The sequence below is a fragment of the Paenibacillus sp. UASWS1643 genome (assembly GCF_008693195.1).
Classification (GTDB): domain Bacteria; phylum Bacillota; class Bacilli; order Paenibacillales; family Paenibacillaceae; genus Paenibacillus; species Paenibacillus amylolyticus_B.
The window spans coordinates 36565-62617 of record NZ_VXKZ01000104.1 but is presented as its reverse complement, the minus strand read 5'-3'; the positions used below and the strand labels follow the sequence as shown (position 1 = coordinate 62617).

General features: G+C 46.3%; 23 protein-coding genes and 1 other RNA gene. 3 read left to right on the top strand and 21 right to left on the bottom strand.

Annotation, left to right across the window (positions count from 1 at the left end):
- Positions 1 to 70: 70 nt before the first annotated feature.
- From FE296_RS10990 to FE296_RS10970, 5 genes are all read right to left on the bottom strand, one after another.
- Positions 71 to 1132: an LCP family protein gene (locus FE296_RS10990; protein ID WP_150364959.1), complete on the bottom strand. Its 1062-nt coding sequence runs from the start codon at positions 1130 to 1132 to the stop codon at positions 71 to 73.
- 90 nt (positions 1133 to 1222) lie between these two features.
- Entirely contained in the window at positions 1223 to 1519 is a 297-nt protein-coding gene (locus FE296_RS10985; protein ID WP_036614990.1) for a YlaH-like family protein, read from the bottom strand.
- 297 nt (positions 1520 to 1816) lie between these two features.
- Positions 1817 to 3661 (bottom strand): translational GTPase TypA, encoded by a 1845-nt coding sequence (gene typA, locus FE296_RS10980; RefSeq protein WP_124116002.1) that lies wholly within the window; start codon positions 3659 to 3661, stop codon positions 1817 to 1819.
- Between the two features lie 176 nt (positions 3662 to 3837).
- Positions 3838 to 4332 carry a hypothetical protein gene (locus tag FE296_RS10975; protein WP_124116001.1) on the bottom strand — a complete coding sequence of 165 codons (495 nt, stop codon included), beginning with the start codon at positions 4330 to 4332 and terminating at the stop codon, positions 3838 to 3840.
- Positions 4333 to 4628: 296 nt separating this feature from the next.
- The gene (locus FE296_RS10970; protein ID WP_124116000.1) at positions 4629 to 5288 is read right to left on the bottom strand and encodes a TerC family protein; all 660 of its coding nucleotides are present in this window, start codon (positions 5286 to 5288) and stop codon (positions 4629 to 4631) included.
- Between the two features lie 88 nt (positions 5289 to 5376).
- Between FE296_RS10970 and FE296_RS10965 the strand changes: the two genes are divergently transcribed.
- Entirely contained in the window at positions 5377 to 6087 is a 711-nt protein-coding gene (locus FE296_RS10965; RefSeq protein WP_047843768.1) for a TerC family protein, read from the top strand.
- A gap of 121 nt (positions 6088 to 6208) precedes the next feature.
- Here the strand turns inward: FE296_RS10965 and thiI are convergent, their stop codons facing one another.
- The 6 genes from thiI to FE296_RS10935 form a co-directional block, all read right to left on the bottom strand.
- The gene (gene thiI, locus FE296_RS10960; RefSeq protein ID WP_150365006.1) at positions 6209 to 7450 is read right to left on the bottom strand and encodes a tRNA uracil 4-sulfurtransferase ThiI; all 1242 of its coding nucleotides are present in this window, start codon (positions 7448 to 7450) and stop codon (positions 6209 to 6211) included.
- A 5-nt stretch (positions 7451 to 7455) separates the two neighbouring features.
- A complete protein-coding gene (locus FE296_RS10955; protein ID WP_150364958.1) occupies positions 7456 to 8604 on the bottom strand; it encodes a cysteine desulfurase family protein in 1149 nt (382 codons plus the stop codon).
- 172 nt (positions 8605 to 8776) lie between these two features.
- Complete coding sequence (locus FE296_RS10950; protein WP_124115990.1) at positions 8777 to 9529, bottom strand: lytic transglycosylase domain-containing protein; 753 nt, start codon at positions 9527 to 9529, stop codon at positions 8777 to 8779.
- Positions 9530 to 9719: 190 nt separating this feature from the next.
- Positions 9720 to 10133 (bottom strand): hypothetical protein, encoded by a 414-nt coding sequence (locus tag FE296_RS10945; RefSeq protein ID WP_124115989.1) that lies wholly within the window; start codon positions 10131 to 10133, stop codon positions 9720 to 9722.
- A gap of 35 nt (positions 10134 to 10168) precedes the next feature.
- Positions 10169 to 10387: a DUF1540 domain-containing protein gene (locus tag FE296_RS10940; RefSeq protein ID WP_074095869.1), complete on the bottom strand. Its 219-nt coding sequence runs from the start codon at positions 10385 to 10387 to the stop codon at positions 10169 to 10171.
- A 166-nt stretch (positions 10388 to 10553) separates the two neighbouring features.
- Entirely contained in the window at positions 10554 to 11060 is a 507-nt protein-coding gene (locus FE296_RS10935; protein ID WP_062835484.1) for a YpuI family protein, read from the bottom strand.
- Between the two features lie 283 nt (positions 11061 to 11343).
- On the opposite strand from FE296_RS10935, the gene FE296_RS10930 reads away from it, so the two are divergent.
- Positions 11344 to 13218, top strand: coding sequence for a S8 family peptidase (locus tag FE296_RS10930; RefSeq protein WP_124115988.1), 1875 nt, complete (start codon positions 11344 to 11346; stop codon positions 13216 to 13218).
- 101 nt (positions 13219 to 13319) lie between these two features.
- Here the strand turns inward: FE296_RS10930 and FE296_RS10925 are convergent, their stop codons facing one another.
- On the bottom strand, positions 13320 to 13577 hold the full coding sequence (locus tag FE296_RS10925; protein WP_076211601.1) for a hypothetical protein: 258 nt from the start codon (positions 13575 to 13577) through the stop codon (positions 13320 to 13322).
- An 86-nt stretch (positions 13578 to 13663) separates the two neighbouring features.
- Entirely contained in the window at positions 13664 to 15184 is a 1521-nt protein-coding gene (gene pdxR / locus FE296_RS10920; protein ID WP_150364957.1) for a MocR-like pyridoxine biosynthesis transcription factor PdxR, read from the bottom strand.
- Between the two features lie 107 nt (positions 15185 to 15291).
- Between pdxR and FE296_RS10915 the strand changes: the two genes are divergently transcribed.
- Positions 15292 to 16521 carry an aminotransferase-like domain-containing protein gene (locus tag FE296_RS10915; RefSeq protein ID WP_036615022.1) on the top strand — a complete coding sequence of 410 codons (1230 nt, stop codon included), beginning with the start codon at positions 15292 to 15294 and terminating at the stop codon, positions 16519 to 16521.
- Between the two features lie 257 nt (positions 16522 to 16778).
- Here the strand turns inward: FE296_RS10915 and rnpB are convergent.
- The 8 genes from rnpB to glyQ form a co-directional block, all read right to left on the bottom strand.
- Positions 16779 to 17188: RNase P RNA component class A (rnpB, locus tag FE296_RS10910), an RNA gene on the bottom strand.
- A gap of 82 nt (positions 17189 to 17270) precedes the next feature.
- On the bottom strand, positions 17271 to 18386 hold the full coding sequence (locus tag FE296_RS10905; protein WP_150364956.1) for a Nif3-like dinuclear metal center hexameric protein: 1116 nt from the start codon (positions 18384 to 18386) through the stop codon (positions 17271 to 17273).
- Positions 18362 to 19120, bottom strand: a complete 759-nt coding sequence (locus FE296_RS10900; RefSeq protein ID WP_124115985.1) for a tRNA (adenine(22)-N(1))-methyltransferase — start codon at positions 19118 to 19120, stop codon at positions 18362 to 18364. Before FE296_RS10900 ends, FE296_RS10905 begins: the two co-directional genes overlap by 25 nt.
- A 183-nt stretch (positions 19121 to 19303) precedes the next feature.
- Positions 19304 to 20443, bottom strand: a complete 1140-nt coding sequence (rpoD, locus tag FE296_RS10895; RefSeq protein WP_062835490.1) for an RNA polymerase sigma factor RpoD — start codon at positions 20441 to 20443, stop codon at positions 19304 to 19306.
- 43 nt (positions 20444 to 20486) lie between these two features.
- Positions 20487 to 22307 carry a DNA primase gene (gene dnaG / locus FE296_RS10890; protein WP_124115984.1) on the bottom strand — a complete coding sequence of 607 codons (1821 nt, stop codon included), beginning with the start codon at positions 22305 to 22307 and terminating at the stop codon, positions 20487 to 20489.
- A 47-nt stretch (positions 22308 to 22354) separates the two neighbouring features.
- On the bottom strand, positions 22355 to 22843 hold the full coding sequence (locus FE296_RS10885) for a YaiI/YqxD family protein (protein WP_047843776.1): 489 nt from the start codon (positions 22841 to 22843) through the stop codon (positions 22355 to 22357).
- A 208-nt stretch (positions 22844 to 23051) separates the two neighbouring features.
- The gene (glyS, locus tag FE296_RS10880; RefSeq protein ID WP_150364955.1) at positions 23052 to 25127 is read right to left on the bottom strand and encodes a glycine--tRNA ligase subunit beta; all 2076 of its coding nucleotides are present in this window, start codon (positions 25125 to 25127) and stop codon (positions 23052 to 23054) included.
- Positions 25120 to 26007 (bottom strand): glycine--tRNA ligase subunit alpha, encoded by an 888-nt coding sequence (glyQ, locus tag FE296_RS10875; protein WP_017687252.1) that lies wholly within the window; start codon positions 26005 to 26007, stop codon positions 25120 to 25122. Before glyQ ends, glyS begins: the two co-directional genes overlap by 8 nt.
- Positions 26008 to 26053: the final 46 nt, after the last annotated feature.

Sequence of the window (26053 nt, the reverse complement as noted above, 5' to 3'; positions counted from 1 at the left end):
AATTCTTGTACTTGGTTTATGTTATTATAGCATACCGATTAACGTGCTTCCAATCCCAAAAGAATGTAGGTTATTCGCCTGAAGGTGAAGCCGTTACTTTACCTGAAAGTGTATCTTGTAAAGCCTGCCTTGCATTGGCAAGTTCCGTCTCATTAATATACACATATGGACTTCTCCACTCTCCGGTAACCGGAGTATAATGCACATCCGCGGTGGAAATGTTCCAATACGTCGAGATAAAGTTTTTCATTTGTTCCGATTCCACATCTGTCGTCATATTCTTGTCAACTGCACCAATCACTTTGCTGATCTTTGTAATGCCCCCAAGAGATTTCATCTGATCCAGCATGGAGTTCAGCACTTGGTTTTGACGTTTGTTACGATCAAAGTCATTGGATTCATCAGTCTTTGGATTACAATTGGATTTGCGGTAACGAACAAAATCCAGTGCTGCTTTACCATCGAGATGTTGTGCGCCTGCGACCAGATTGATATCTGTACCATCGGCTGTATCTCTATAACACATATTTTTATCCACGGTCACATCCACGCCACCCACGGCATTAACAGCATCACGGAAAGCCTGGAAATTCAGTACGGTTGTATAATTAATATCTACATCCAAATACTTACTCATCATTTCTTTCATCTGATCCTCTGCATTTTTGCCAGTGGTTTTTTCCTGTGCTTTAAACCTCGGATAATAGGAATTCAGCTTGTTGGATTTGTACCCATCCAATTGAATACGCGTGTCTCGAGGCAAAGATACAATGGTTGCCGTCTTGGTCTCGGGATTCAACGAAGCCACCATAACAACATCCGAGAGATATGTGCCCGTTTCAGGACGGTTATCTGTGCCTAATAACAGCATCGTGATCGGTTTGGTTGTGGCTGACATGCCGGGAGGTACTGGTTTATCGATGCCTGTGTCCACGACTTGATTGTATACCCAGTACGCATATCCACCGCCTACCAGAATGGCAATAACCAATAGACTTAAAAAGATTCTGCCAAAAGCATTCATTCTCTTTTTCTTCTTAGGCTGCTTGCCCTTGCCATTCTTCGATCCAGAAGCACCGGATTGTGTTGGTGCCTGTCTCCGTGGAGGCAGTCCGTTCGAATTTGAGTTCATATCTTCAACACCTTTATCACATCTGTTTTTGTCTAAATAAAAGACAACCGCTTTCCCTAAGGAAAACGGATGGTCTGTACAAGACAGGATTTATGAGTTTCGAGCGGCAGCTTCCGCTTTTTTCTTTTGACGACCTTCAATAAAATAACGCACTCTCACTAACAACATCAAACCAACCGCGACCAACAAACATTGAATGATGGGCAGCTTGTCGATCTGAAAAATAAGAAGCATGAATGTGCCCATCGCCATCAAAATATAGAGAACGATTTCCTTACCAAGCGGCAATTTCTGACGTACCCGAAACACCTTGTTATATACGTAAGTAATCAATACAAAGATGACGATGTAGGCTACGATCGGGTGTGATGCGAACCATGCTTGCATGCACAGCCAGCTCCTTTCGTGTTCATGCTAGGATATAAATTAACTATTGTGAAACCCTTTCGATAACTCTGAATAAAACACACATCGGAGGTGACCGTTCCGGTATCGGATCGTTCTTTTGATCGCTGTTATCCCCAGATTTTTTTGATCATTTTTCAATGGTAAAATCCGGGGATAAAGGCGAACGCTTCGCTTCTGCAGAATCGATTCCGATCCCTTCACTACTTCCACTGTGCATAACATCGTTAACTTCTGTGTTCCATCAAATGCTAACTTATATAAATTATTTTGTTGTTATTAGGCTTTGGAAGCCATTTTGCGTTGTTTTTCTGCACGCTCACGCTCGGATTTATTCAGGATCTTCTTACGAAGACGAATGGATTTCGGTGTGATCTCACAATATTCATCTTCATTCAGATATTCAAGCGCCTGTTCCAATGAGAAGATAATCGGAGTTTTAATTTTAACTGTATCATCTTTACCAGATGAACGAACGTTAGTCAGTTGTTTTTCTTTGCAGATGTTAACAACGATATCATTGTCACGTGTATGTTCACCAACAATCATACCTTCGTAGATCTCAGTACCCGGCTCCAAGAAGAGCGTTCCGCGATCCTCAACGCCCATCATGCCATAGAACGTAGATGTACCCGTTTCAGTTGAGATCAGTACACCTTGGTGACGTCCACCCACTTGACCAGATACTACTGGAGCGTAGCTGTCAAATGCATGGTTCATAACACCGTAACCACGAGTCAATGTCAGGAAGTTTGTGCTATATCCGATCAAACCACGTGCTGGAATCAGGAACTCCAGACGAACTTGACCACTACCTGTGTTAACCATGTTAACCATCTCTGCTTTACGTGCACCCAGGCTCTCCATTACGGAACCCATGCTCTCTTCAGGGATATCAATCAACAAGCGCTCAACAGGTTCCATTTTCTTACCGTCAACTTCTTTAACGATAACTTCTGGTTTGGATACTTGAAGCTCATATCCTTCACGACGCATGTTCTCAATCAGGATACCCAAGTGAAGCTCACCGCGTCCGGAAACGACAAATGCATCCGGGCTTTCCGTTTCATCAACACGAAGGGAAACGTCAGTTTCCAGTTCTTTCAACAAACGCTCACGAAGTTTACGGGAAGTTACCCATTTACCTTCACGACCTGCGAATGGACTATTGTTCACGAGGAACGTCATTTGTAGTGTAGGCTCATCGATTTTCAAAACTGGAAGTGCTTCTGGATTGTTCGGATCGGCAATGGTTTCACCAATGTTGATGTCCTTGATCCCTGCAATGGCAACGATGTCGCCTGCTCCTGCTTCTTCCGTCTCAATACGTTTGAGACCCTGGAAACCGAACAGTTTCTCGATACGTGCAGTTTTGCTCTTGCCATCACGCATAATAACCGTTACCGATTGTCCTTGACGGATCACACCGCGGTTAACACGACCAATGGCAATACGGCCAAGGTATTCATTGTAGTCCATCAAAGTAACGAGGAATTGGAGTGGTTCTTCAACATTTTCGGTAGGGTGTGGGATATGACTAACGATCGTATTGTAGATCGCCATCATGTTGTCATCCTGTTTAGCAGGATCACTTTCCATGCTGGATGTTCCGTTCAATGCGGAAGCATATACAACAGGAAATTCAAGTTGTTGATCGTTGGCACCCAGTTCAATGAACAGGTCCAATACTTCATCAATTACCTCAGCCGGACGAGCCGCTGGACGGTCAATTTTGTTTACAACAACGATAGGTGTCAGGTTGTGCTCCAGTGCTTTACGAAGTACAAACTTCGTTTGTGGCATACAGCCCTCATAAGCATCAACAACGAGCAATACGCCGTCAACCATTTTCATGATACGTTCCACTTCCCCACCGAAATCGGCGTGTCCTGGTGTATCCACAATGTTGATCAGATAATCTTTATAAGTTATAGCCGTGTTTTTGGCCAAAATCGTAATACCGCGTTCACGCTCCAAATCGTTGGAGTCCATTGCGCGCTCCTGTACCGTTTCGTGATCACGGAAAGTACCGGATTGCTGGAGCAACTTGTCGACGAGCGTAGTTTTCCCGTGGTCGACGTGGGCAATAATCGCAATATTGCGAATGTGTTCTCTTGAATGCATGGTTTGTATCCATATCCTTTCCAATTTCAATTCTTATCTACTAAACTTCCCGCAATTTCGCAGGTTACTCACAAAATAAGCGTCGGTGATATCCCGACGCATGTCTATATCCCTTATATTATAGTTTATTATAGGTAAAAATCAAGATATTTCGCACGAAAAGACCATTGGGAATGTTACCAGCCTCTCCCTTGCCGTCCTCGTCCAAGCAATAACCAGACTCCGCCCAGGATCAAAAGAACAGCAAGGACATAGATTATTCCTGTTTGCAGCAAGGTAAAACCGAATAATATGATGGATACCGCACCAAGGATCAAAGCTGCAGGTAATACATATTCCGGTCTTCGACGCTCAGCCATTCCATATTCGAGCAGCCCTATGGCGATCCCAAGCAAAATTGCTGGCCAGAGCCTGCTCATAAGTCCAGCACCCCATGTATTGGTTATACTGAATAACACACCATACACCGTTAGTATGCCGGCAGGAACGAGTGACCACGATGGTGAAATACGCGCATAATATAACGCATGAAGGGCGATGCCTGGCAGCAGGATCAGCAAAGGCCAGAAATTGCGACCAATAAATCCAAACACGCCAAACTTGCCAAGCAGAATAATAATTCCCGCAGCTGCAATAAATAGTCCAATCGCTTTTTCATTTCTCATCCTCATCTGCAATCACCTCTTATATCATGGCTATGTACTTTATTTCTTAATAAACGATACGCATTCCATACTGACTGTTGATTTTTAACCTGTAATCCTGCTTCTAGTGTATCCGATGTTTCGGCAAAAAACTATACTTTATGTCGCACTTTGCGTGTGTCCTTTACCTGTATTACCCTAAAATGTGCAACTTATGACTAGCCCCACGGTTGTTGTATTTACAAGCGTATTCTCTCAACACAAAACCGCCTAAACCCGACGGTTCAGACGGTCATATGTTCAAGCTTTTATCCAAAATTAAACTATGCGTTCTTACGCACAAATTTATGTGCGCCTCCAATCGCAACCACAAGACAAGCCATTGCTACGGGTAGCAGCGTATGCACCTCTGATGCCATACCTCCCAGCCATTCTCCTAACTTGGGGTCTTTCATCACCATCTCACCTGCTGTGAAGGCTAAGATGCCTGCTCCGGCGAATACAAGAATCGGAAATCGCTTCAACAAACCAACAATTAACCCGCTCCCCCATACGACGATGGGGATACTGATTGCAATACCTATGACAATCAAAGCCAAATCTCCATCTGCCAAAGCGGCTATGGCCAGAACATTATCCAAGCTCATTACAAAATCGGCAATCAGAATGGTTTGAATGGCTTTCCAGGTCGTAGAAACTTCTCGAATATGTACTTCATCATCATTTTGAAGCAGCAGCTTTATTGCAATCCAGAGTAGCAACAGCCCACCTGCTGCTTGGATAAAGGGAATTCCCAGCAATAATACCGCTACAAAGGTTAATACACAACGCAGCAGCACCGCACCAAAAGCTCCCCACCATACCGCTTTTTTGCGTTGTATTGGTGGCAGATCCTTGCTGGCAAGCGCAATAACAACCGCATTATCTCCACTCAATACCAGATTGATCATCAAAATTTCAGTTAACAGCCATAGTGTATCCATGTCCTCATCCCCCCCACATTAACTTGTATGTCAGAGTTGTCCATGCTATTCTTAATGATTGAACCGTATATAAGGAGTGACATATCTCATGGAGCTATTTAGTCCCACATTCTGGCTGGCTTTGCTGAACGTTGTCTTTATTGATCTAATTCTGGCTGGGGATAATGCCATCGTCATTGGTCTCGCAGCTCGAAATTTGCACCCTTCCGTGCAGAAAAAGGCGATTCTATATGGAACTGGCGGTGCACTTTTGATTCGAATTTTAGCAACAGTTGTTGTTTTATGGTTGCTTAAAGTTCCGTGGCTCTTGCTTGTGGGAGGCATACTTCTGATCTGGATTGCCTATAAATTATTGGCGGATCAGGGAGATGAACACAATGATGTTCAGGCGGGAACTTCCTTGTGGACCGCTATTCGTACCATCGTGATTGCGGATGCAGCCATGGGATTAGATAACGTGATTGCAGTTGCTGGAGCTGCGCAGCAGCATCTCGTGCTTGTCATCCTTGGACTCCTGATTAGTGTACCTATTATCGTCTGGGGAAGTACCCTGTTTATCAAGCTAATTAATCACTTTCCTTGGATCATCTATGTCGGAGCCATTGTTCTCGGGTATACGGCTTCCAATATGATCACTGAGGAACAGCGACTTTTGCCTTACTTTACTGAGCATCCGGCATTGCGCATTCTCTTCATCGTTGTGGTTATTGCAGGTGTAGTCTTTGCAGGTTATCGCAAACGCTCCAGCAGTTCCAGCCACAAGGGATCTGGCGGGGAACAGCAACGCTCCTATTCGTAGGCTAATTTAAACTAAAAATTTCATCTGAATACAGCAAAGGACTGAACGATATTTCATCGGACAGTCCTTTTTTGCAGTTAACATAGCCCTTATTATGTCAGCCATGCTAATTTTATTTAGTTTAGAACCAGTCATCCTTCATACCATTGTCTTCTGTCGGATTCGTTACCACAGAAGTTTCACCGGCGTGCAGTGTGATCGTTTCAGTTTGTTCCACCGCCTGATCCACCCATTCTGTCAGATGGCTCATTGTTGATTCTATTTTATCCACAATTCGAAGATTTGGATTGGTTGAAGGTGACTTTGGCACAAAGAGAGTACAGCAATCCTCATATGGCAAAATAGATATGTCATACGTTCCGATCTGTTTGGACAGGGTAATGATCTCCTGTTTATCCATCATAACCAGTGGTCGCAACAGTGGCAGATCCGTCGCACGACCAATGACATTCATACTTGGAAGAGTCTGACTCGCTACTTGGCCCAAGCTATCCCCGGTAATCAGCGCGAGTGCCCGCTCACGCTCGGCAAGTTTGGATGCAATTCGCAGCATTGAACGTCGCATCAGCGTAATAATCAGATTATCCTGACCCAGCTGGGTAAATGCCGTTTGAATCTCTGTAAATGGAACCAGATGCAGCTTGATTGTTCCTGCATGATCGGCAAGGGCACGCGCCAAATCAATGACTTTTTCTTTGGCACGCTGGCTTGTGAACGGATAACTGTAAAAATGTACACATTCCACTTCAAGTCCACGGCGCATGGAAGACCAGGCTGCAACCGGGCTGTCTATTCCACCTGATAGCAGTACCATTGCTTTGCCATTTGTGCCCAGCGGAAACCCACCTACTGCCGGAATGGTTTCGTTGAAAATATAGGTGCCCTGATCCCGAATTTCCACTCGCAGCTCAATATCAGGTTGGCGAACATCAACACTCAATTGCTGGAACTTCCGAAGGATAGGGGAACCGACCAAATGGTTCATTTCATGGGAAGAGTTCGGGAACTCCTTCCATACCCGCCTTACATTTACCTTAAATGTGGTGCCTTCTTTGAATTCGTCTTCCCTTTCGTCCATAAACGCAACTGCTGTTTTTACAATCTCATCAAGCTCTGATGGAGTAACTTTAACCGGACTAATCGACATCACACCAAATACCCGCTTCAGCACCTTAATCAGTTCAGTATGTGATTCACCGCCAAGATCCACATAGACACGGCCATATTCTTTGCGAAGGCTCGCACCTGGATAAGGTTTAAGCAGAGCTTTCACCTGTGTAATGATCGTTTTTTCAAATCGGGCACGATTTTTCCCTTTTAACATAAACTCTCCGAAACGGAGAAGCAGCATATCATATTTCATATCCATTACATCCGCCTTTCGAGGGGCCGCAACTGCGCCACCATCTGATGTAAAGCCTGTTCAAGAAAGGCTACATCTTCTTCTGTATGTTCATCTCCAAGACTAATACGCAATCCGCCACCAGCACAAGCTGCATCTCTGCCCATCGCAAGTAGAGCCCGACTCGGTTCAGCCGAACGCGAAGAACAGGCAGATTGGGTCGATATGGTTACGCCAAGTTGCTCCAAGGTGTGCAGCGCCACTTCTGCCTTCATCCCGGGATAGGAGAAGTGCACAATATGAGGTGCACCCTCTGTGCGACTGTTCAATTCAAATTCAGGAATAACTCGTATCGTTGCCATCAGTCGATCACGGAGCACCGTTGTACGCCGGGCAAAATCACCCTGATCTTCTGCCGCCATCCGCATAGCCTTTGCCATGCCTACCAGCAAGGCCACGTTTTCGGTGCCTGCTCTTAGGCCTTGTTCCTGTGATCCTCCTGACAATAGTGGCGTAAGCTCCACCCCACTTCGCACATATAGGAGACCTGCTCCCTTCGGTCCACGAATCTTGTGAGCAGACAAACTGTACAGATCTGCACCCCAAGCAGCAGGTGTCGCCTCCATTTTCCCAAAACCCTGAACACCATCTACATGGAAAAGCACGCGTGGTGCTTTCTTTTTGAGCTGTTTGCCGATCTCTGCAATCGGATGGATGGCTCCTGTTTCATTGTTTACATGCATCAGACTCACAAGCACCGTGTCGGGCCTGATCGCGTCTACAACCTTCTGAGCGTTCACTACTCCATCGGAATTCACAGGAACTAATGTCACTTCCCATCCCCACTGCTGCAATTGCATAAAACTTTCGTACACCGAGGCATGCTCGGTAGCCGTAGTGATGATGTGTCTGCCTCGTGACTGATAACGTAATGCCGCACCTTTTATCGCGAGATTATTACTCTCGGTCGCACCAGAAGTAAATACAATCTCTTCAGGCTTAACGCCGATTGCCGCAGCACAGCCGGATCGAGCACGACGCAGCAACTGATCGGCACGCTCTCCATACCCATGGATGGAGGACGGATTACCGAATTGTGTCTCCATAATTTCGGCCATCGTACGAATTACATCCGGATGGGGAGGAGTGGTTGCAGCATAATCAAAATATTTCAAATGAGGTTAGACCTCCCTTATCTCTTCGTTCATGAACCTACAGTGAGCATTGTAACACGATACCCGTACAACACAAAAAGACCAACCGGGAACAGGTGTTTCAAGCGCTACTGCTCCCACATTTGATCTTGTCCTGCCTATCAATGTTATCGCGAAATGTCTATCTATGAGTTTAGATCACATATTTCGACTGTGCCTTCTCCACCTTGGAGATATAATTCTGAGTTTCGGAAGGCAGACGGTTAAGTACACTCATCAGTTCGCTATCACTCGACACACCCAGACGTGAAACACGGCCTGGTCCTGCATTATATGCAGCAAGCGCCATCTTCACTTCTCCACCGAAACGCTGGAGCTGAAGGGAAAGATACTTCGTACCCGCATCAATGTTCTGGGCAGGATCAAATGAATTACTCACACCCAGCCCTGCAGCCGTGCCATCCATTAATTGCATGAGCCCCTTGGCTCCGGCAGAGGACACAACATTTGGGTTAAAATTGGACTCTGTGTCAATGACGGCTTTAATCAATGATTCAGGCACACCATATTTCGCACTTGCTTCCGCAATCAATGATTCAAAATCCGTAGGTACGGATGCACCGGAATCCACGATTCCTGTATTGGATGAAGATAATAAAGACTCAACAATGTTATTGGAGACAGAGGACGATCCTGCCGTATTTATATCCGGATTGTACGTGCTTCCGAGTTGCAGCCACAACAAACCATCACTGGATCTTTTGGAGACCGTAGCGGTGGAATCTGTATTGCTCGTCGAATTGGCACCCGTACCTAACAGCCCGTCCATCACATTGGCGAAATCCACTGTTGAACCAGCATCCGATTGTGATCCACTGGTTTGGTTTTTCACATTGGACAATTGCAGTTCCAACAACTGCCGCGATCCGCTTGGATCAATCTGCATGAGTTATACCCACTCCCGTATAATTAAGCGTATTATGACCTTATTCTACATCGTTTTACAGCAAGGTTCCATTGTTTTCAAAAAAATATATGAATCTTCCCACCTAACCTGCGCATATACGAAAAAAACCTTCTGTAATTCACCACATTTGGGTGAGAACAGAAGGCTTTTGAATGAATCATTTTACACGTTAGCGAGCGAATGGAATCATGAAAAAATAACTCAGCGTGGCTACAATACCCAGTCCAATGGACCAAGCTCCCGCTGTCTTACGACCATTCACATATGCATAGTAACCCAGTACGGCTGCGGCTGGTCCAAGTACGATTGACCACATGAACAAAGATGCGATCCCGAAGGCAAGTCCCATGTAACCCGCGACTTTGCCTGTTGATTCCATGACCCGGTCTGCCTCATGTTTCTCAGGTACAGGCTCCGCCCGTTCGGTACCTCCAGTTCTTACGACAGTCGGAGGAGCGACCTCTGCCCCGTATTCTTCGCGATGTACTTTTCTTGGATAATCGACACGCATACGCTGTTTTTCACCGTCACCCTTGGTTTCAGGGCGATCTTGAAAATTAAACTTATTATCGTCATTTTTCATTTGGAAGCACCTCCGTTATGAATAGGGATGACTGCTCACTTGGGTTTGAACGTGTGACAGCATGTTGCAGAGGATGTGCGTGCGTGATCATGGTGATCGGAGTCAAATGTCTCACCGGCAAATTCCTCATGCAGACGACGGGTGGCATGTTGGTCAATGTCAATCATGATGGCATCAGCGTGGCAGAAATTGTTCTCTCCCCAAAAGTTGCAGTTGGAGACGCTGCATTTGACAATTGGTTTGTCTTGGCTCATTTTTTATCACCTCGACTACTATTGTCTCCCCGCCACAAACCTGATATTCCCCGTCAAAATGCCAGATGATGACATGATCACACCTCGTTTTGATTCTCACTAAAAACACAAAAAAACCGCCACAAGGGCGGTTTCGTCCAATTTCATATTAAGGTTTAAACGTTAATTAGGCGTGATTCCGTTGATTTTGCATACGGCGCTGAGTCAGGTAATCACTTTCATAATATGCCAGATCATCGCGCAATTCTTCGTACGTTTTGGAAACCTCCAGAATAACATCCCGTACTGCACGGATTGGCTTGTCACGGAAACGAATGGCATCTTGTCCTGTGTAAGCGTATCTTCCGTCTTCGGAATAACATTCATTTTTGGGATAGAAAAAGCTGTTTACGCATTGGTGATACGTATTATAAAGAGCCTTTTCGGCAAAATCGACATCAAAGTTGGCACGACGCAGCACAACGCCAAGTTTTTCGTAAGAAACTTCAGAAAAAACGAGCAAATGACGGAGATCTGAAAGAAATCCTTTGTAGAAGGCTGTTGATTCTTCCGTCTGATTCTGATCCAGTTCAGGCAAAGCATTCTCATTCAAAAATTTTTCAATCCGATCGATAGCCGGTTTTAACTTTTCCCTAGTTGACTCACATGTTTTCTGTACATTGGCTGCTGACATAAAGGTAGCTCCCCCTTAAATAAGTCCTTACATATAGGTCGGCCAACGGTGGTTTTCCCCTGACCTTTGAATTCTCAGCTATAATCCTACCATAAAAAGATGACGAGCGGTATCCCTTAATCATGCTTTCCGCTTCTGCCGCTAAACATGCCTATTATACGCAGTCAGACTCGAACTCGCCTGCATAAAAATATCCGCTTTTTCTAACGATAGATATAACCAGTGACAACGATGAAGCACTGTTAATGATTGTCCAAAATGAACGAAGGAGGTTCCATCCACCATGTCCAGACCGAAATGGATTAACTGGGCCCTTGCAGCTGGTGCAGGAGCACTCGCCCTGACACTCTTGCTTCCAACATCCAATCGTCCCGAACCTAAACCAAGTGCCCTGTCCAACTCTGCTCATGAAGAGCACACGAGTAAGAAGCGTCTGAAAGTGCAGGATGTCAAAGCAACCGATCTTCTGACCCGTATGGATGCAAAGCAACATCTCAGTATCATGCTGGAGAAAACCGCCACAATGAATTCTGCGCAGGTTAGCCGATATGTGAATGATCTCCAAAGTTCACATGAACATATCAGATCCATTCATCTCATGAATACCAATGGCTCTTTTGACAAGCCCTTTGATCAAGCCACCTCACAAGGAAGCAAGTTGGAACAACAGAAGCTTCAACATTCGCTCAACCTTGCCAAAAAAGCGGTAAACAAACGTCAAAGTTTTGAATCCTCTTCTTTTCCTTTGGGTAAGGAAAAATATTTTGTTATGGGGCAACCCTCCAAAGATGGAAAAAGAGCTGTGATTGCCTTGTTCAGCCAGAACGTATTAAATGCTGTTGAACAACATCAGCGCAAAAATCTTCGCATGATCCCTTATCCGCGTGAGGGTAAATTCAAAATTGAGTCTGTTCACCCGGATACGCTTAACGAAATCACAGTGAAGACCGGACATGATAATGCAAATGCCAGTCATTTTTACGAAAATGAAATCGTCATCCGTTTTCGCCAAGATCCCGGTGAACGGGATATGCGTATCATTAAATCCGATCTGAGAGCGCAATCTGCGCGCAAGCTGGGATACACGTATGTTTTTCGGTCAGAACACATGAGTTACAAACAATTGCATAGTTATTTCGAAAGCAAATGGAATCCACTCTATATGGAACCCCACTATATGTATTTAACCAATGATACTGTAACTGAACAAACAGATGTAACGATACCCAATGACATTTTGTTCTCTGATTACCAGTGGAACCTGCCTGCGATTGAGACAAACAGAGGTTGGAATATTACCAAGGGAAACAAAGATGTCATCGTTGCGGTGGTCGACACGGGGGTTGATATGAATCATCCTGACCTGAAGGGCAAGCTCCTTGAGGGTTATAATGTGGTCGAGCCGGGAAGCCAACCGATGGATGATGTGGGACATGGGACACACGTCGCAGGCATTATCGGCGCTACTGTCAACAATAATGAAGGCGTGGCAGGAATGAGCTGGTATAACAAGGTACTACCGGTTAAAGTACTCGACAACTCGGGTTCTGGTACCACGTATGCCGTTGCCGAAGGCATCATCTGGGCAGCCGATCATGGAGCCAAAGTTATCAACATGAGTCTGGGCAATTATGCTGATGCGCAATTTCTTCATGATGCCATTAAATACGCTTTTGACCGGGATATCGTCCTGATTGCAGCCACGGGGAATGATAATACAGAGCGTCCAGGATACCCTGCTGCTTATCCGGAAGTATTTGCCGTATCTGCTACGGACCCGGATATGAGCAAAGCTTCCTACTCCAACTATGGGGATTATGTAGATGTGATGGCTCCCGGGTCCAGTATCGCCAGTACCTATCCAAACAATCAGTATGCGGCCTTGTCTGGAACGTCCATGGCTAGCCCTCATGTAGCCGCACTTGCAGGTTTGATTCGTTCGTTGAACCCGGACTTGACCAACACGGAAGTGATGGATTTGATGCGCCAAAGTGTTATTGACCTCGGTGATCCGGGTCACGACAAGTATTTCGGCTATGGCCAAATCGATGTCTATAAGGCACTGCAAGCCGCATCAGGCAACAGCGCTCCTTTGCAGTTCTGGCCGCAACATGTCAGACAACAAATGGATAATACGATGAAAAAGTATACGCAGTAAGCGTATTGAGGATAATCTGTAAAAAATACAAAAGCAGCTGCGCCCCGGGGCGTATGCTGCTCTTTTGGTTTATATCCAATTCCCCGGGGCACCCGCTGCAATTAGCGCTTGCGTGAAGATGTGCGGGCTTTACTTGATTTTTTCACGGATTTTTTCTTCGGATTATGGCTGGATACATAACAAGGGTCTTCTTCTTTGACAACAACAGGATACATGTGGTGATGAATCGGAACACAGTGATGTTTTTTGATCACTTCAATCGGGTGGATTACAGGCACGATTTGTGGGATGTAATAATCCTCAACAACTTGGATCGGGTCACAGACAATCGGGCAAAGCGGTGGACAGTAATGGTTCATTTCAAAACCAACTCCCTTTCTGGTGATACTATAACCTATTGCAACAGGTCGAAAGTGGATTGGATGTATGTCCATAGTCCGAAAAATTATATGAGCGGTAGCCTGTCCGCCACTGTCCCCCCCTGCCCAGGTGTTACTCTGTCAATGACTTGGCACAGTACACGAAGTCCTTCACACAAAAGCTCAACGTTTGTTACAGTGAAGCAGATACGCAGACTCGGTGTATCCATCTCCCCTACATAACAGGCGGAACCCGGGAGGAAAGAGACCCCTGCAGCAAGTGACTGATGATGCAACTCACGCATATCCAAGTTACTCGGAAGTTGGAGCCACAGATTGAGTCCTCCCTCGGGCAAGCGCCATTGCATTCCCGTAGTAGCATGCTCTTCCAGCACTTCAGATGCTGCGCACAAGCGAGAATACAATTCATCCCTCAATCGGGATACATAGGCACCGTACTGATTCTGAATAAAAGATTGCAATGCCTTTTGTGTAAGCAGCGGACTCCCCAAATCCGCCGTAGATTTCGCAGCCACAAGCCGGGTCAATACACTTCCCTCTGCGATGGCGCAGGCTATACGGCAACCGGGAGACAGCACCTTGCTGAAGCTTTTGATATATACGACATGACCTGTCCCATCCATCGATTTAATGGAAGCCGGGGGAGGGTCCCGAAAATAAAGATCTGCAAACGGATCATCCTCCAGAATGAGGCAGTGGTAGCTTTGCGCGAGATTCAGAAGTTGTGCTCGTCTTCTTGCACTCATCGTGATACCTGTTGGATTGTGATAGGTCGGGATCGTATAGATCAGCTTGGGCGGATAGGTATCACATAACCGGGTCAACAGATCAATACGCATGCCTTCGTCATCCATCGGGACCGTAATGATCTTCGCCCCTCTACTCGTAAATACATCAATGGCTCCGGTATAGCTTGGTGCCTCCATGTATACAACATCCCCAGGTCCGACAAAAGTTCGTGCCACAAGATCGATCCCCTGCTGTGCACCACTTGTAATTAACATGCGTTCAGGTGCAGCCTGTAGTCCACGCTCGGCAAAATGTTCGGCAAAGATCTGCCTAAGCTCCCGATCCCCCTGAAAAGATCCGTAAGCTGCCATACGCTCTGTATGATCAGAGGAGAGTCGGTAGGCGCTGTCGATAATCTCTCGTGTAGGCAACAGTTCAGGCTGAATCGCTGACATATGAAGTTCATACCGAACTTGAGGTGACGTATCAAAATGTCTCCAGAGCTGCGCTCGCGGTAAATAATCCACCAGTGCCATCTGCCAATTCCATGACGTACCGGATTCACTGCTGGCATTGTTTCGCTGTGTTCGGTCCACATCCTCCATCTGATCCACGTTCAATGTACCTCTCACATAACAACCTTTCCCCTGGGAGCAGGTGATCAATTGAATCGCTTCAAGTTCAGCATACGCTTTGGATACAGTGACCAGGCTGACACCCAAATCCGCGGTCATTTTACGAACAGATGGAAGTCGGGTTCCGGGTTCAATGAGTCCTGATCGGATGCGATCGGCAATCGTTAGTGCAATCTGCACATACAATTTGGTACTGCTTCCCCGCTTTAATTCAATATGCATATGTGCTCCCCCAACTGTTATGATCTTCATTTTACTGTTATAGTGTAGTCCGTCTATTATAGTTTATAATATCAGTATAACAGTGAATAACAGGAGATGAGAATAACATGAGTATCCCTTGGTCCAAAATGGCACAAAACACCCCGTCCTCTGTCGTTCGCGACATGCTCCAGGCCGCTCAGGCACCTGGAATGATCTCACTAGCCGGTGGATTACCCGCCCAGACTTCATTCCCGCTGGAAGCCATCCGCGTTGCATATGAAAAAGTATTTATGAGCGGAGCAGCCGCTCTTCAATATGCGGAGACTGAGGGTTACCGTCCTCTTCGCGCCAAAATCGCCGAACGTCTTGAATCCAAGGGCATTCCCGCTTCACCCGATCACATGCTTCTCACTACGGGTTCACAGCAATCCATTGATTTGGTTTGCCGCATCCTTCTCGACCCGGGTGACCGCGTATTGGTTGAATCACCAACCTACCTCGCTGCTCTGCAAGTCATTCATTCCTATCAGGCTGAATCTCACGGCGTAGCCTGTGATGATCACGGCATGTTGCCTGAATCTCTGGAGGAACAGCTCCAGTTGCATCGTCCAAAACTTGTCTACATTAATCCCACGTTCTCCAATCCTACGGGAAAAGTGTGGTCACGAGAAAGAAGACAGCAGGCTGTGGATCTGTGCCGCAAGTATGGTGTACTCATTCTGGAAGATGATCCCTATGGTGAAATTCGGTTCAATCCGGAGCAATTGGATGTCCCTGCTCTCGCAGAACTGGATGCAGTATCCTATGATGGCCCTTCCAATGTTATTTACACCAGTACATTCTCCAAAACGGTAGCACCTGGCCTTCGTACGGGCTGGATACTGGCTGCTCCCGATATTGTGAAAATGGCAGCACGAGCCAAACAAGGTGCCGACTTGCATTCCAGCAGCATTGACCAAAGAGCGCTTCATGCACTGCTTGAATCTTTCGATCTGGATGCGCATATCCGCCATATTTCAGAGGATTACGAACAACGCATGAAAACACTGACGACTCTTATGGCAGCCAAAGCTTGGGAAGGCATCTCGTGGAATTCACCTCAAGGTGGCATGTTCTTGTGGCTGCAACTGCCTGAAGGCATGCTGGCAAGCAATCTGTTCACTTATGGTATCCAGGAGAAAGTGTGCATTGTCCCTGGTGATTCCTTCTATGCAGGTACACCAGAGTTAAACCGCATGCGAATCAACTTTACTCATACGGACCCTGAGCTTCTTCCGGAAGCCGTGGAAAGAATGGATCGCGCCATCCAACGCTGGCATGCTTCCTTAACATCGGACAGTGTTGTTACACTGTAATGAACTGTCATAAACGTTTGACTATTCCATTAGCGTATGAAGGTTATTAACTTGATATGAGAAATAAAAATAAGGCGGCAGGCCCGAGAACCTCGGAACTGCCGCCTTATTTTTATAGAACCTGTTATCAACAGGAGTTATGTTTTTTTAGATGTTCATAGGTCCTTCTGATCAGTCAGGCCATCGGATGATTCATACGAATTGTCCTCGACTGATAGGTGGACGACATTGTATTGCTATGGTGTTGTTGTTGCAGTTAGGAAAGCTTACCGTAAGCCGGGTTCTGTGCTCTTCGTGGTTCATACGGGAACTACCCTCCCACCAGAAGCGACAATCATCTATCTAGGCCATACATTGCTGCATAGCTCAAGCGACCAACCTAGACACACCTCGGGCTAAGGTTGCCTCCTCCGAAGAGGTGGCTGTGTCCCATTAGGTCTTGCTCCAGATGGGGTTTACCAGGAACGAAGTCACCAGCGTTCCTCGGGGTCTCTTACACCTCGGTTCCATCCTTGCCTGTGCCGGAAAATCCGGCCATCGGCGGTCCATTTCTGTGGCACTATCCTTCAACTCGCGCTGACTGGACGTTATCCAGCATCCTGCCCTGTGGAGCCCGGACTTTCCTCTCGTGGCAACAAAGGCCACCAGCGATTGTCTGTCAAGCTTTCCGAACAACATTACATAGTATACAGGCATTTAGGTTCACAGACAAGCTTAATATTACTGGAAGCTGCACATCAACGGTCTTTTTAGATAAACTGGAATACTTCCGTATTTACCTCAGAAGCCGTAACTTGTGTATCATATCGTTTTTCTTCCAAACGGGAACGAAGCCAATCCGCTGTTTTTGGTTTCATAATCTTCTCGGAATTATGTCCCGGGTCAATGATACACATACCTGCCATTAACGCATCATGAGCCGTGTGATAATCAATATCTCCGGTCACAATAACATCCGCACCTTTGAAGCGGGCAGTGAGCGCATAACGGCTGCCAGAACCGCCAAGAACTGCTGCTTTTTTGATCTGCTTGTTCAGATCTCCTACTACACGCACATGAGGCACATTGAATTGAGTCTTCACAACCTCCACGAGCTCACCTAATGTCTTAGGTTCCTTAAGGGGTCCCAAGCGTCCCAGACCGAGCGTACGGCCCTTTAAATCCATTGCATAGAGGTCGTAGGCCACTTCCTCATACGGATGAGCTTTAAGCATCGCCTGAACGACCTTACTTCTCAGACTTTGGGGTACGATGGTCTCAATCCGCATTTCTTCCACACGTTCCATCTGCCCTTGGGTACCGATAAACGGTTGAGTCCCTTCTCCAGGTACAAACGTTCCTGTACCTTCCGTGTTAAAGCTGCACTTGTTGTATTGACCGATACTCCCCGCTCCGGCTTCCAGAATGGCCTGAAGAACCTGTTCATGATGGGTACGAGGCACAAACACCGCCAGCTTGTACAGATGATCTGTGTGTACATCTTCCAGCGATTCTTTACTCTCGATGCCAAGTGCCTCGGCCATCCAGTCATTCATACCACCCTCGGCCACATCCAGGTTCGTATGACTGATATAGACAGCAATATCATGCTTAATCAGCTTTTCATACAATTTACCCATAGGTGTATCTGTACTCAGTGACTTAACCGGACGGAAAATGATGGCGTGATGAGCGATAATCAGGTTGGCTCCGACGCGAATCGCTTCGTCCACCACTTCATCCGTCACATCCAAAGCTACTAACACGTGACTGATTTCTTTTTGCAAACTGCCGAGCTGGAGACCAATGCGGTCATCCGGTACAGCCAGATGTTTGGGAGCGAGTTGCTCCATCAGTTGAATTACAGTTTGACCTTTGGCAAACATGCCAAAACCTCCTTCAAGTTTGCGATAAGACGCTCTACCTCAGTCGCCTTGTCCCGGGAAGAATCCTGATCGGATTTGGAGATCGAGTTTACAACCCCTTGCAGTTTGATGATCTCACTTTCCCATTTGGCAAAGAATACATCCGTTGGACGATCCACCAAATATGGCCCCATCCGCAGCAGCAAATCTTCCGTTAATTCTGCCCCGCCTTGAAGCGGACGTGCACGATACACCTCTACATTTGCAATCGGGCTTACGGATTGTGGCATCGCCGTTATAATTTCATAGATCTTGCCATCTTCTTCGAGCAACTGTTCTGCTACAACCACCCAGTGATGCTCCAATAACCAGCGTCTGAGGATATCCTCTCCCACATTTGGTTGCAAAATAAGTAACTGGACTCCTTCCAGTTTGGATATACCTCGGTCCAAAATAGAGGCAATCAGGGCACCCCCCATGCCTGCAATGGTGATGACATCCACTTCTCCTGCAGAGATTACATCCAATCCGTCTCCACGGCGTACCGTTATTTTTTCTTTCAGGCCAGCATCACTGACTTGTTTGCATGCAGCATCATAAGGACCAGGATTGACTTCCCCGGCTACTGCACTTGCAGCTTTCCCACTGCGGATTGCGGCTACTGGCAGCAACGCGTGGTCTGAACCGATATCAGCCATGCGGCTGCCATCGGGAATTTGATCATGTATTCGCTGTAATCGATTCGAAAGTTTCATGAAGCACCTACACCATTCATTTAATTTATTGATTTGCATTGAACAAGGAAAAGCGATAAAATAAAATCCAATAAAACATTTCAAGGATGAATTTCCAAAACCAAGAAATCAAGACGTTTAATTAAAAATAAAGGAGACCCCGCCGCCGCTAAAGCGTCTTGCGGAAAGTCTCCCATAGTTCGATTATTCGAGGAAATCCTTGAGTCGTTTACTACGGCTCGGGTGACGCAATTTACGAAGAGCCTTGGCTTCGATCTGACGAATACGCTCACGCGTAACACCAAATACCTTGCCAACTTCCTCCAGCGTTCTCGTCCGTCCATCGTCCAGACCAAAACGTAGACGAAGCACGTTCTCTTCACGTTCAGTCAGTGTATCCAATACATCTTCGAGCTGTTCTTTCAGCAACTCATACGCAGCAGCATCCGCCGGAGCAAGTGCTTCCTGATCCTCAATGAAGTCACCCAGATGGGAATCATCTTCCTCACCAATCGGTGTTTCCAGAGAAACCGGTTCCTGTGCAATCTTCGTAATTTCACGAACTTTCTCTACACTCAGATCCATCTCAGCAGCGATTTCTTCTGGTGTCGGTTCACGCCCAAGTTCCTGCAACAGCTGACGGGATACCCGGATCAGCTTATTAATCGTCTCCACCATGTGCACAGGGATACGAATTGTACGCGCCTGGTCAGCAATAGCACGAGTGATCGCTTGGCGAATCCACCATGTAGCATACGTACTGAACTTGTATCCTTTTTTATGGTCGAACTTCTCAACCGCTTTGATCAGACCCATATTACCTTCCTGAATCAAATCAAGGAACAACATTCCACGTCCAACGTAACGCTTGGCGATACTGACTACAAGTCGAAGGTTCGCTTCAGCCAAACGACGCTTGGCTTCTTCATCCCCGTTCTCAATACGTTTAGCCAGTTGTACTTCATCATCTGCCGACAACAGTGGCACACGACCAATTTCCTTGAGGTACATACGGACAGGGTCATTGATTTTGATACCTGGCGGCAAGCTCAGATCATCATCAAAGTGGAATTCGTCCTCTCCCTCTCTGGTGTTGTTCTCGGAATCTTCACTAGGACGAAGTGTAACCTCTTCATCATTTTCATTCACTACATCGATACCCAGATCGCTCAGTTGCTCATAGAACTCATCCATTTGCTCTGCATCCTGCTCAAAAGGAGAGAGTTTCTCTATAATTTCCTTGTAATTCAGCGAAGCTCTTTTCTTACCTGATTCAATCAATTGATCTTTAACCTGATCCAGTGTCAATTCTGTTTCTAGTTCAGTATGCTGATCATTCGCCATAACTCGACTCCCTCCTCCCTAGAAACATCTAATCCTCAGACGTTCACTGTCTCTCTAGGGCAATCATTTCAATTGCAATCTGTGCCGCGCGTACAGAATCACCTGCCCGCTCTGCAGCAATCATTTCTTCTTTTTTCAAATCGTACTCTTTTTTACGCGGATACTTCAGCACTTCCCTGATGCAATCATCGAGCATTTGAATACTCCATTCACCTGGACCATCCATCATCGAGATTGAACTGACCGTTTTTTCCAAGCGATCGTCATGCAGTGAAGACATAAAACGGCTTGTATCCGACGGTTTGCCTTGCGCATAGTAGGCATATAGATAAGCAGCAATAGCTGCATGATCATCCAAGTTAAAAGCTTCACCAAGATGCTCATTCACGTACTGGGCAGCCTCATCATCCTGCAACATCCAGGCAATCAGTTTGCGTTCGGCAGCGTGATAAGCCGGCAACAGATTCGGTGTAGGCACCTGCCTATTTTGTTGCCTACCATTATTCCACCTTTTCGGGTTATTATCCCCGTACTGGAGGTTATTTTTCATTGCCTCCCGTTCTTCATTACACTCCTGCTTCAATGTTTCGAAGGATACGTCCACTTCTGCAGCCAGTTCACGAAGATACACTTCCCTTTCTGTTGGAGAAGGTAAGGGTGCAATCAATTTTACTGCTTCTTTCGAATAGGCGATTTGTCCGCCACCCTCTAGCAGTATATGGCTTTTTTTCAAGTTTATAAGTTTAAATTTTGTAGTTGTCACGGCACCATCCACAATCTGGTTTCGGAACCGTTCACCACCATGCTTCCGGATAAAATCATCCGGGTCAAGTCCCTCGGGTATGAGAGCCACTTTGACCTGCAATCCAGCTTCCTCCAGAATGGGGAAGTTTTTGAGTGCAGCAGCCTGTCCTGCTCTGTCGCCGTCATAACATATGATGACTTCGTCGCACATTCCTTTGAGCATCAGCGCCTGATTCTCCGTTAGCGCAGTACCCATTGCCGCTACACCATTCTGGATATCCTGATCCCATGCGGAGATGACATCACCATATCCCTCGAACAAAATGGCTTGTCTTTGTTTGCGAATTGCATTTTTGGCATGATGCAGATTATAGAGAACACGGCTTTTGTTAAATAACCGGGTTTCCGGTGAATTTAGATACTTCGGTTGCCCATCTCCCAATATGCGTCCTGCAAATGCAATCGGCTTACCGCTCCTGCCATTAATCGGGAACATAATCCGGTCTCGGAATCGATCCACATATCCCTGACCTTCATTTCGCGGTGACAGAAGTCCACCCTTTTCCATCTCTTCGAGCGGATAGTTACGTTTCTCGAGAAATTGTACCAATGTGTCCCAACGATTTGGTGCGAAACCAATCTGGAACTGGTCGATTAACTTGTCGCCAAAACCTCTTGAGCGTAAATACTCCATGGCTGACTTGCCGTGCTCTGTATTTTTCAACAAAAAATGATACAGCTTCGCGGTAAGCTCATAAGCCTCCAACAGACGTTCAGTCTCCGGATTCACATGAGCAGATTCACGCCCTTGCCAGTCCCCCATAGAGATGTGACTTTCTTCCGCCATCGTTTTGACAGCCTCGGGAAAGGATAACCCTTCGATTTCCATCCTGAATTTGATGGCATTTCCACCCGTGCCGCAACCGTAGCAGTAGAAAATTTGTTTCTCAGGTGTAACGGTGAACGAAGGCGTCTTCTCGGAATGAAAAGGACAGAGGCCTTTCATATACTTCCCCTGTTTGGTCAGATGCACAAATCGGCTCACCGTATCGACAATATCATTCTGCTGTAACACCGATTCAATAATACTTTCGGGTATACCGCCTTGTCCGGTACTCATCTCTGGCCACCTTCATCTCTTCAACACGTAAATATAATTCGATAAACTTACACATTCTCCTGCAAATCTTTTAAAAGTTTTGTCAGTTTATGTTGAAACATTTCTCGATCCTGCTCTGTGAAAGGCTTTGGGCCTTTCCCGTAATGGCCTCTTTTTCGTGCTTTGGCCGCAGTATGACGAGAATCCAACATGAAATCAATGTCACGATCGTTGAACTCACGACCACGAAAGGATAAAACATAACAACGTTTGCCGAGCGCAAGTGCCGCAAGTCCATAGTCCTGAGTGATAACCACATCATATGGCTTAATATGATTAGCAATATACAGGTCTGCGCTCTGATCACTGCGATCCACTTGCACGGTTCGTACCCCTTCTCCTCCTTGAAGCAAATGATCAAATGAAGAGACTAACAATACGGGGATGTTGAAAAGGCGAGCGGTTTGCGCAATCTCGGTTTTGACCGGGCAAGCATCACCATCCACAACAATGTGACGTATATTTAACTCACTCAAACCCAGACCACCCGGTTTCATAAAATAGCTGCATATTGTTATATACGACCCCGGCCAGGCAAAATCCTTCTGGCACAACAAGGGAAATCAAAGGCTAAAATACGGAGCGGTTGTAAAAAATACATTTCACAACCCGTTCCGTATATTTATACCCTCATATATCCTTCTTTAATACTGAATTTTAGCTTTGCGCAAAGTCTGTGGAAAAGAACTCATGAAATACGTCCAATTACCAAACCAACTTGGAAAAATCAGCAAATCCTTTCAAGTCACGATCAATAGCCGCGAGCAAGGCAAGACGATTCGCACGGACAGCCTCATCTTCAGCCATAACCATGACCGAATCGAAGAATGAGGTAATACCATCTTTCCAAGCAGAAGCAATAGCCAGCGCTTCAGCAGCCTGATGCTGAGCTAACGCCTCACGATATTCTGCATTCGTTCTGCTCCATGACTCGTGTAGCTGACGCTCTCCATCTTCTGTGAACAATTCTGGATGTACAGAAGCATTGGATGCTTTGGCAGCCAGATTACCCACACGGTTGAACGATTCAACCGTTGTTTTGAATGCGTCTCCTGTCAGAACAGCCGCCATCAACGCTTCACCTTTTGGAACCACAGCACTGATATCATCAAATCCAGAAGAAATCACGGCATCCACTACGTCGTAGCGAACGGTTTCGGACAACAATTTTTTCACACGAAGACCAAAGAAGTCTTGCAGATCTTTACGAACCTCTTCATCTGCACGTTTCAACAGGTTCATCTGGGCATGTACCTGAAGTGCTACTCCGAACACGTCTGACAATGTCAGCGGAAGCTTGTGATCCAACAAAATCTGTACAATACCTGCAGCCTGACGGCGCAGCGCGTACGGATCCTGAGAACCCGTTGGAATAATGTTGATGGAGAAACACCCCACGATTGTATCCATTTTGTCCGCTGCACTCACAATGGCACCAACAAGAGAAGCAGGGGATTGATCTCCAGCGAAACGTGGCTGATAGTGTTCAAATACCGCTTTAGCCACTTCTTCTTTTTCGCCCGCTTTACGAGCGTAATCCTCACCCATCACACCTTGCAGTTCTGGGAATTCCCCCACCATCTGTGTCACCAGATCGAATTTGCAGATATCTGCTGAGCGGCTAACGGATTCGGCAACATCACCGGATACTTGCAGTTTTGCAGCAATTCCATCGGCAATTTTGCGAATACGGCGTACTTTATCTCCAACCGTTCCCAGCTCTTCCTGGAAGACGATACTTTCGAGCTTCGACAATGCATCCTTAATCTGTAACTTCTGGTCTTCCTCATAGAAGAACTTGGCATCAGATAGACGTGCACGCAGTACTTTCTCATTCCCTTTGGCAATAACGTCCAGTGAATCACTTCCACCGTTACGTACCGTCACGAAGAATGGCAACAATTGTCCTTCATTGTCCAGTACAGGGAAATAACGCTGATGTTCACGCATGGAAGTAATCAATACTTCTTGTGGAATATTCAAGAATGAGGAGTCAAATGTCCCGAACAATACGGTAGGTGTTTCCACCAGGAACAGGACTTCCTCCAGCAAGTCTTCCTTAATCGCGATATCCCATTTTTTCTCAGCAGCCAGTGCCTGAATCTGGGATACAATCATCTGTTCACGTTCCTGGATATCAGCAATGACATGTTCTGCACGCAACACTTCCACGTATGAAGACGGAGTGGAGATCACAGCCTCCTTACCGAGGAAACGATGTCCGCGAGTTACATTACCCGATTTAACCCCTGTCACTTCCAGATCGATAACATCACTGCCGAGCATAGCCACAATCCAGCGGATTGGACGTACAAATTTGAAATCATAGGAAGCCCAACGCATGAATTTCGGGAACGTCATGGCATGTAATACAGAAAGTAATCCTTCGCCAACCACAGAAGCCGTTTCCACACCTTTGCTGCTCTTCGTTGCATAGATATATTCGACACCGTTCAGTTCCTTGAACGTAAACTGGTCGGGTTCAACACCTTGACTGCGGGCGAATCCGAGTGCAGCCTTGCTCCAATTGCCACTGTCGTCCAGGGCAATTTTGCGTGAAGGACCTTTCACTTCTTCCTCGATATCTTCCTGTTTTTCAGCCACATTTTGAATCAAAACAGCCAGACGGCGCGGTGTAGCATATGCATTCACTTCACCATAAGCAATGCGGGATGCGTCAAGCCATTTCACGACACGCTCTTGCAGCTGCGCGATTGCTGCGCGCATAAAGCGTGCAGGTACTTCTTCCAGCCCGATTTCAAACAACAGATCCTTAGACATGCTCGGCTCCCCCTTTCTTGATCAGCGGGAAGCCTAGCTTCTCACGCTCTTCCATATATGTTGCAGCGACTTGGCGAGCCAGATTACGGACACGTGTGATGTAACCCGTACGTTCCGTTACACTGATAGCTCCACGTGCATCCAACAAGTTGAATGTGTGGGAACATTTCAGCACATAGTCATATGCCGGGAATACCAGATGCTGCGCCATGGCCTTGTTTGCTTCTTCTTCATGCATGTTGAAGAGTGTAAACAGCATTTTGACATCAGATACTTCAAACGTATATTTAGAGTGTTCGAATTCTGGCTGACGGAATACATCGCCATAAGTGATACCTTCCACCCATTCCAGATCAAACACATTCTCTTTATCTTGAATGTAAGAAGCCAAACGCTCCATACCATACGTAATTTCAACAGCTACCGGATTTGTCTCGATCCCACCAACCTGTTGGAAATACGTAAATTGTGTAATTTCCATTCCGTCCAACCATACTTCCCAACCAAGACCTGCACAACCAAGGGAAGGATTCTCCCAGTTATCTTCAACAAACCGAATATCATGTTTGAGCGGATCAATGCCCAGACGCTTTAGACTTTCCAGGTAAATTTCCTGAATATTGTCCGGTGAAGGCTTGATGATTACCTGGAACTGATGATGCTGGTACAGCCGGTTAGGGTTCTCACCATAACGTCCGTCCGAAGGACGACGGGAAGGCTCCACATAGGCTACTTTCCAAGGTTCGGGTCCAAGCGAGCGCAAAAAGGTCATCGGGTTCATCGTACCTGCCCCTTTTTCCGTATCGTATGGCTGGACAATAATACAGTTATGCTCGGCCCAGAATTGTTGCAGCGTTAGAATCATCTGCTGAAAATTCATAATCATGCTCCTTTTCAATGGTTTGTTAGCAAGCTTAGGACGGTGA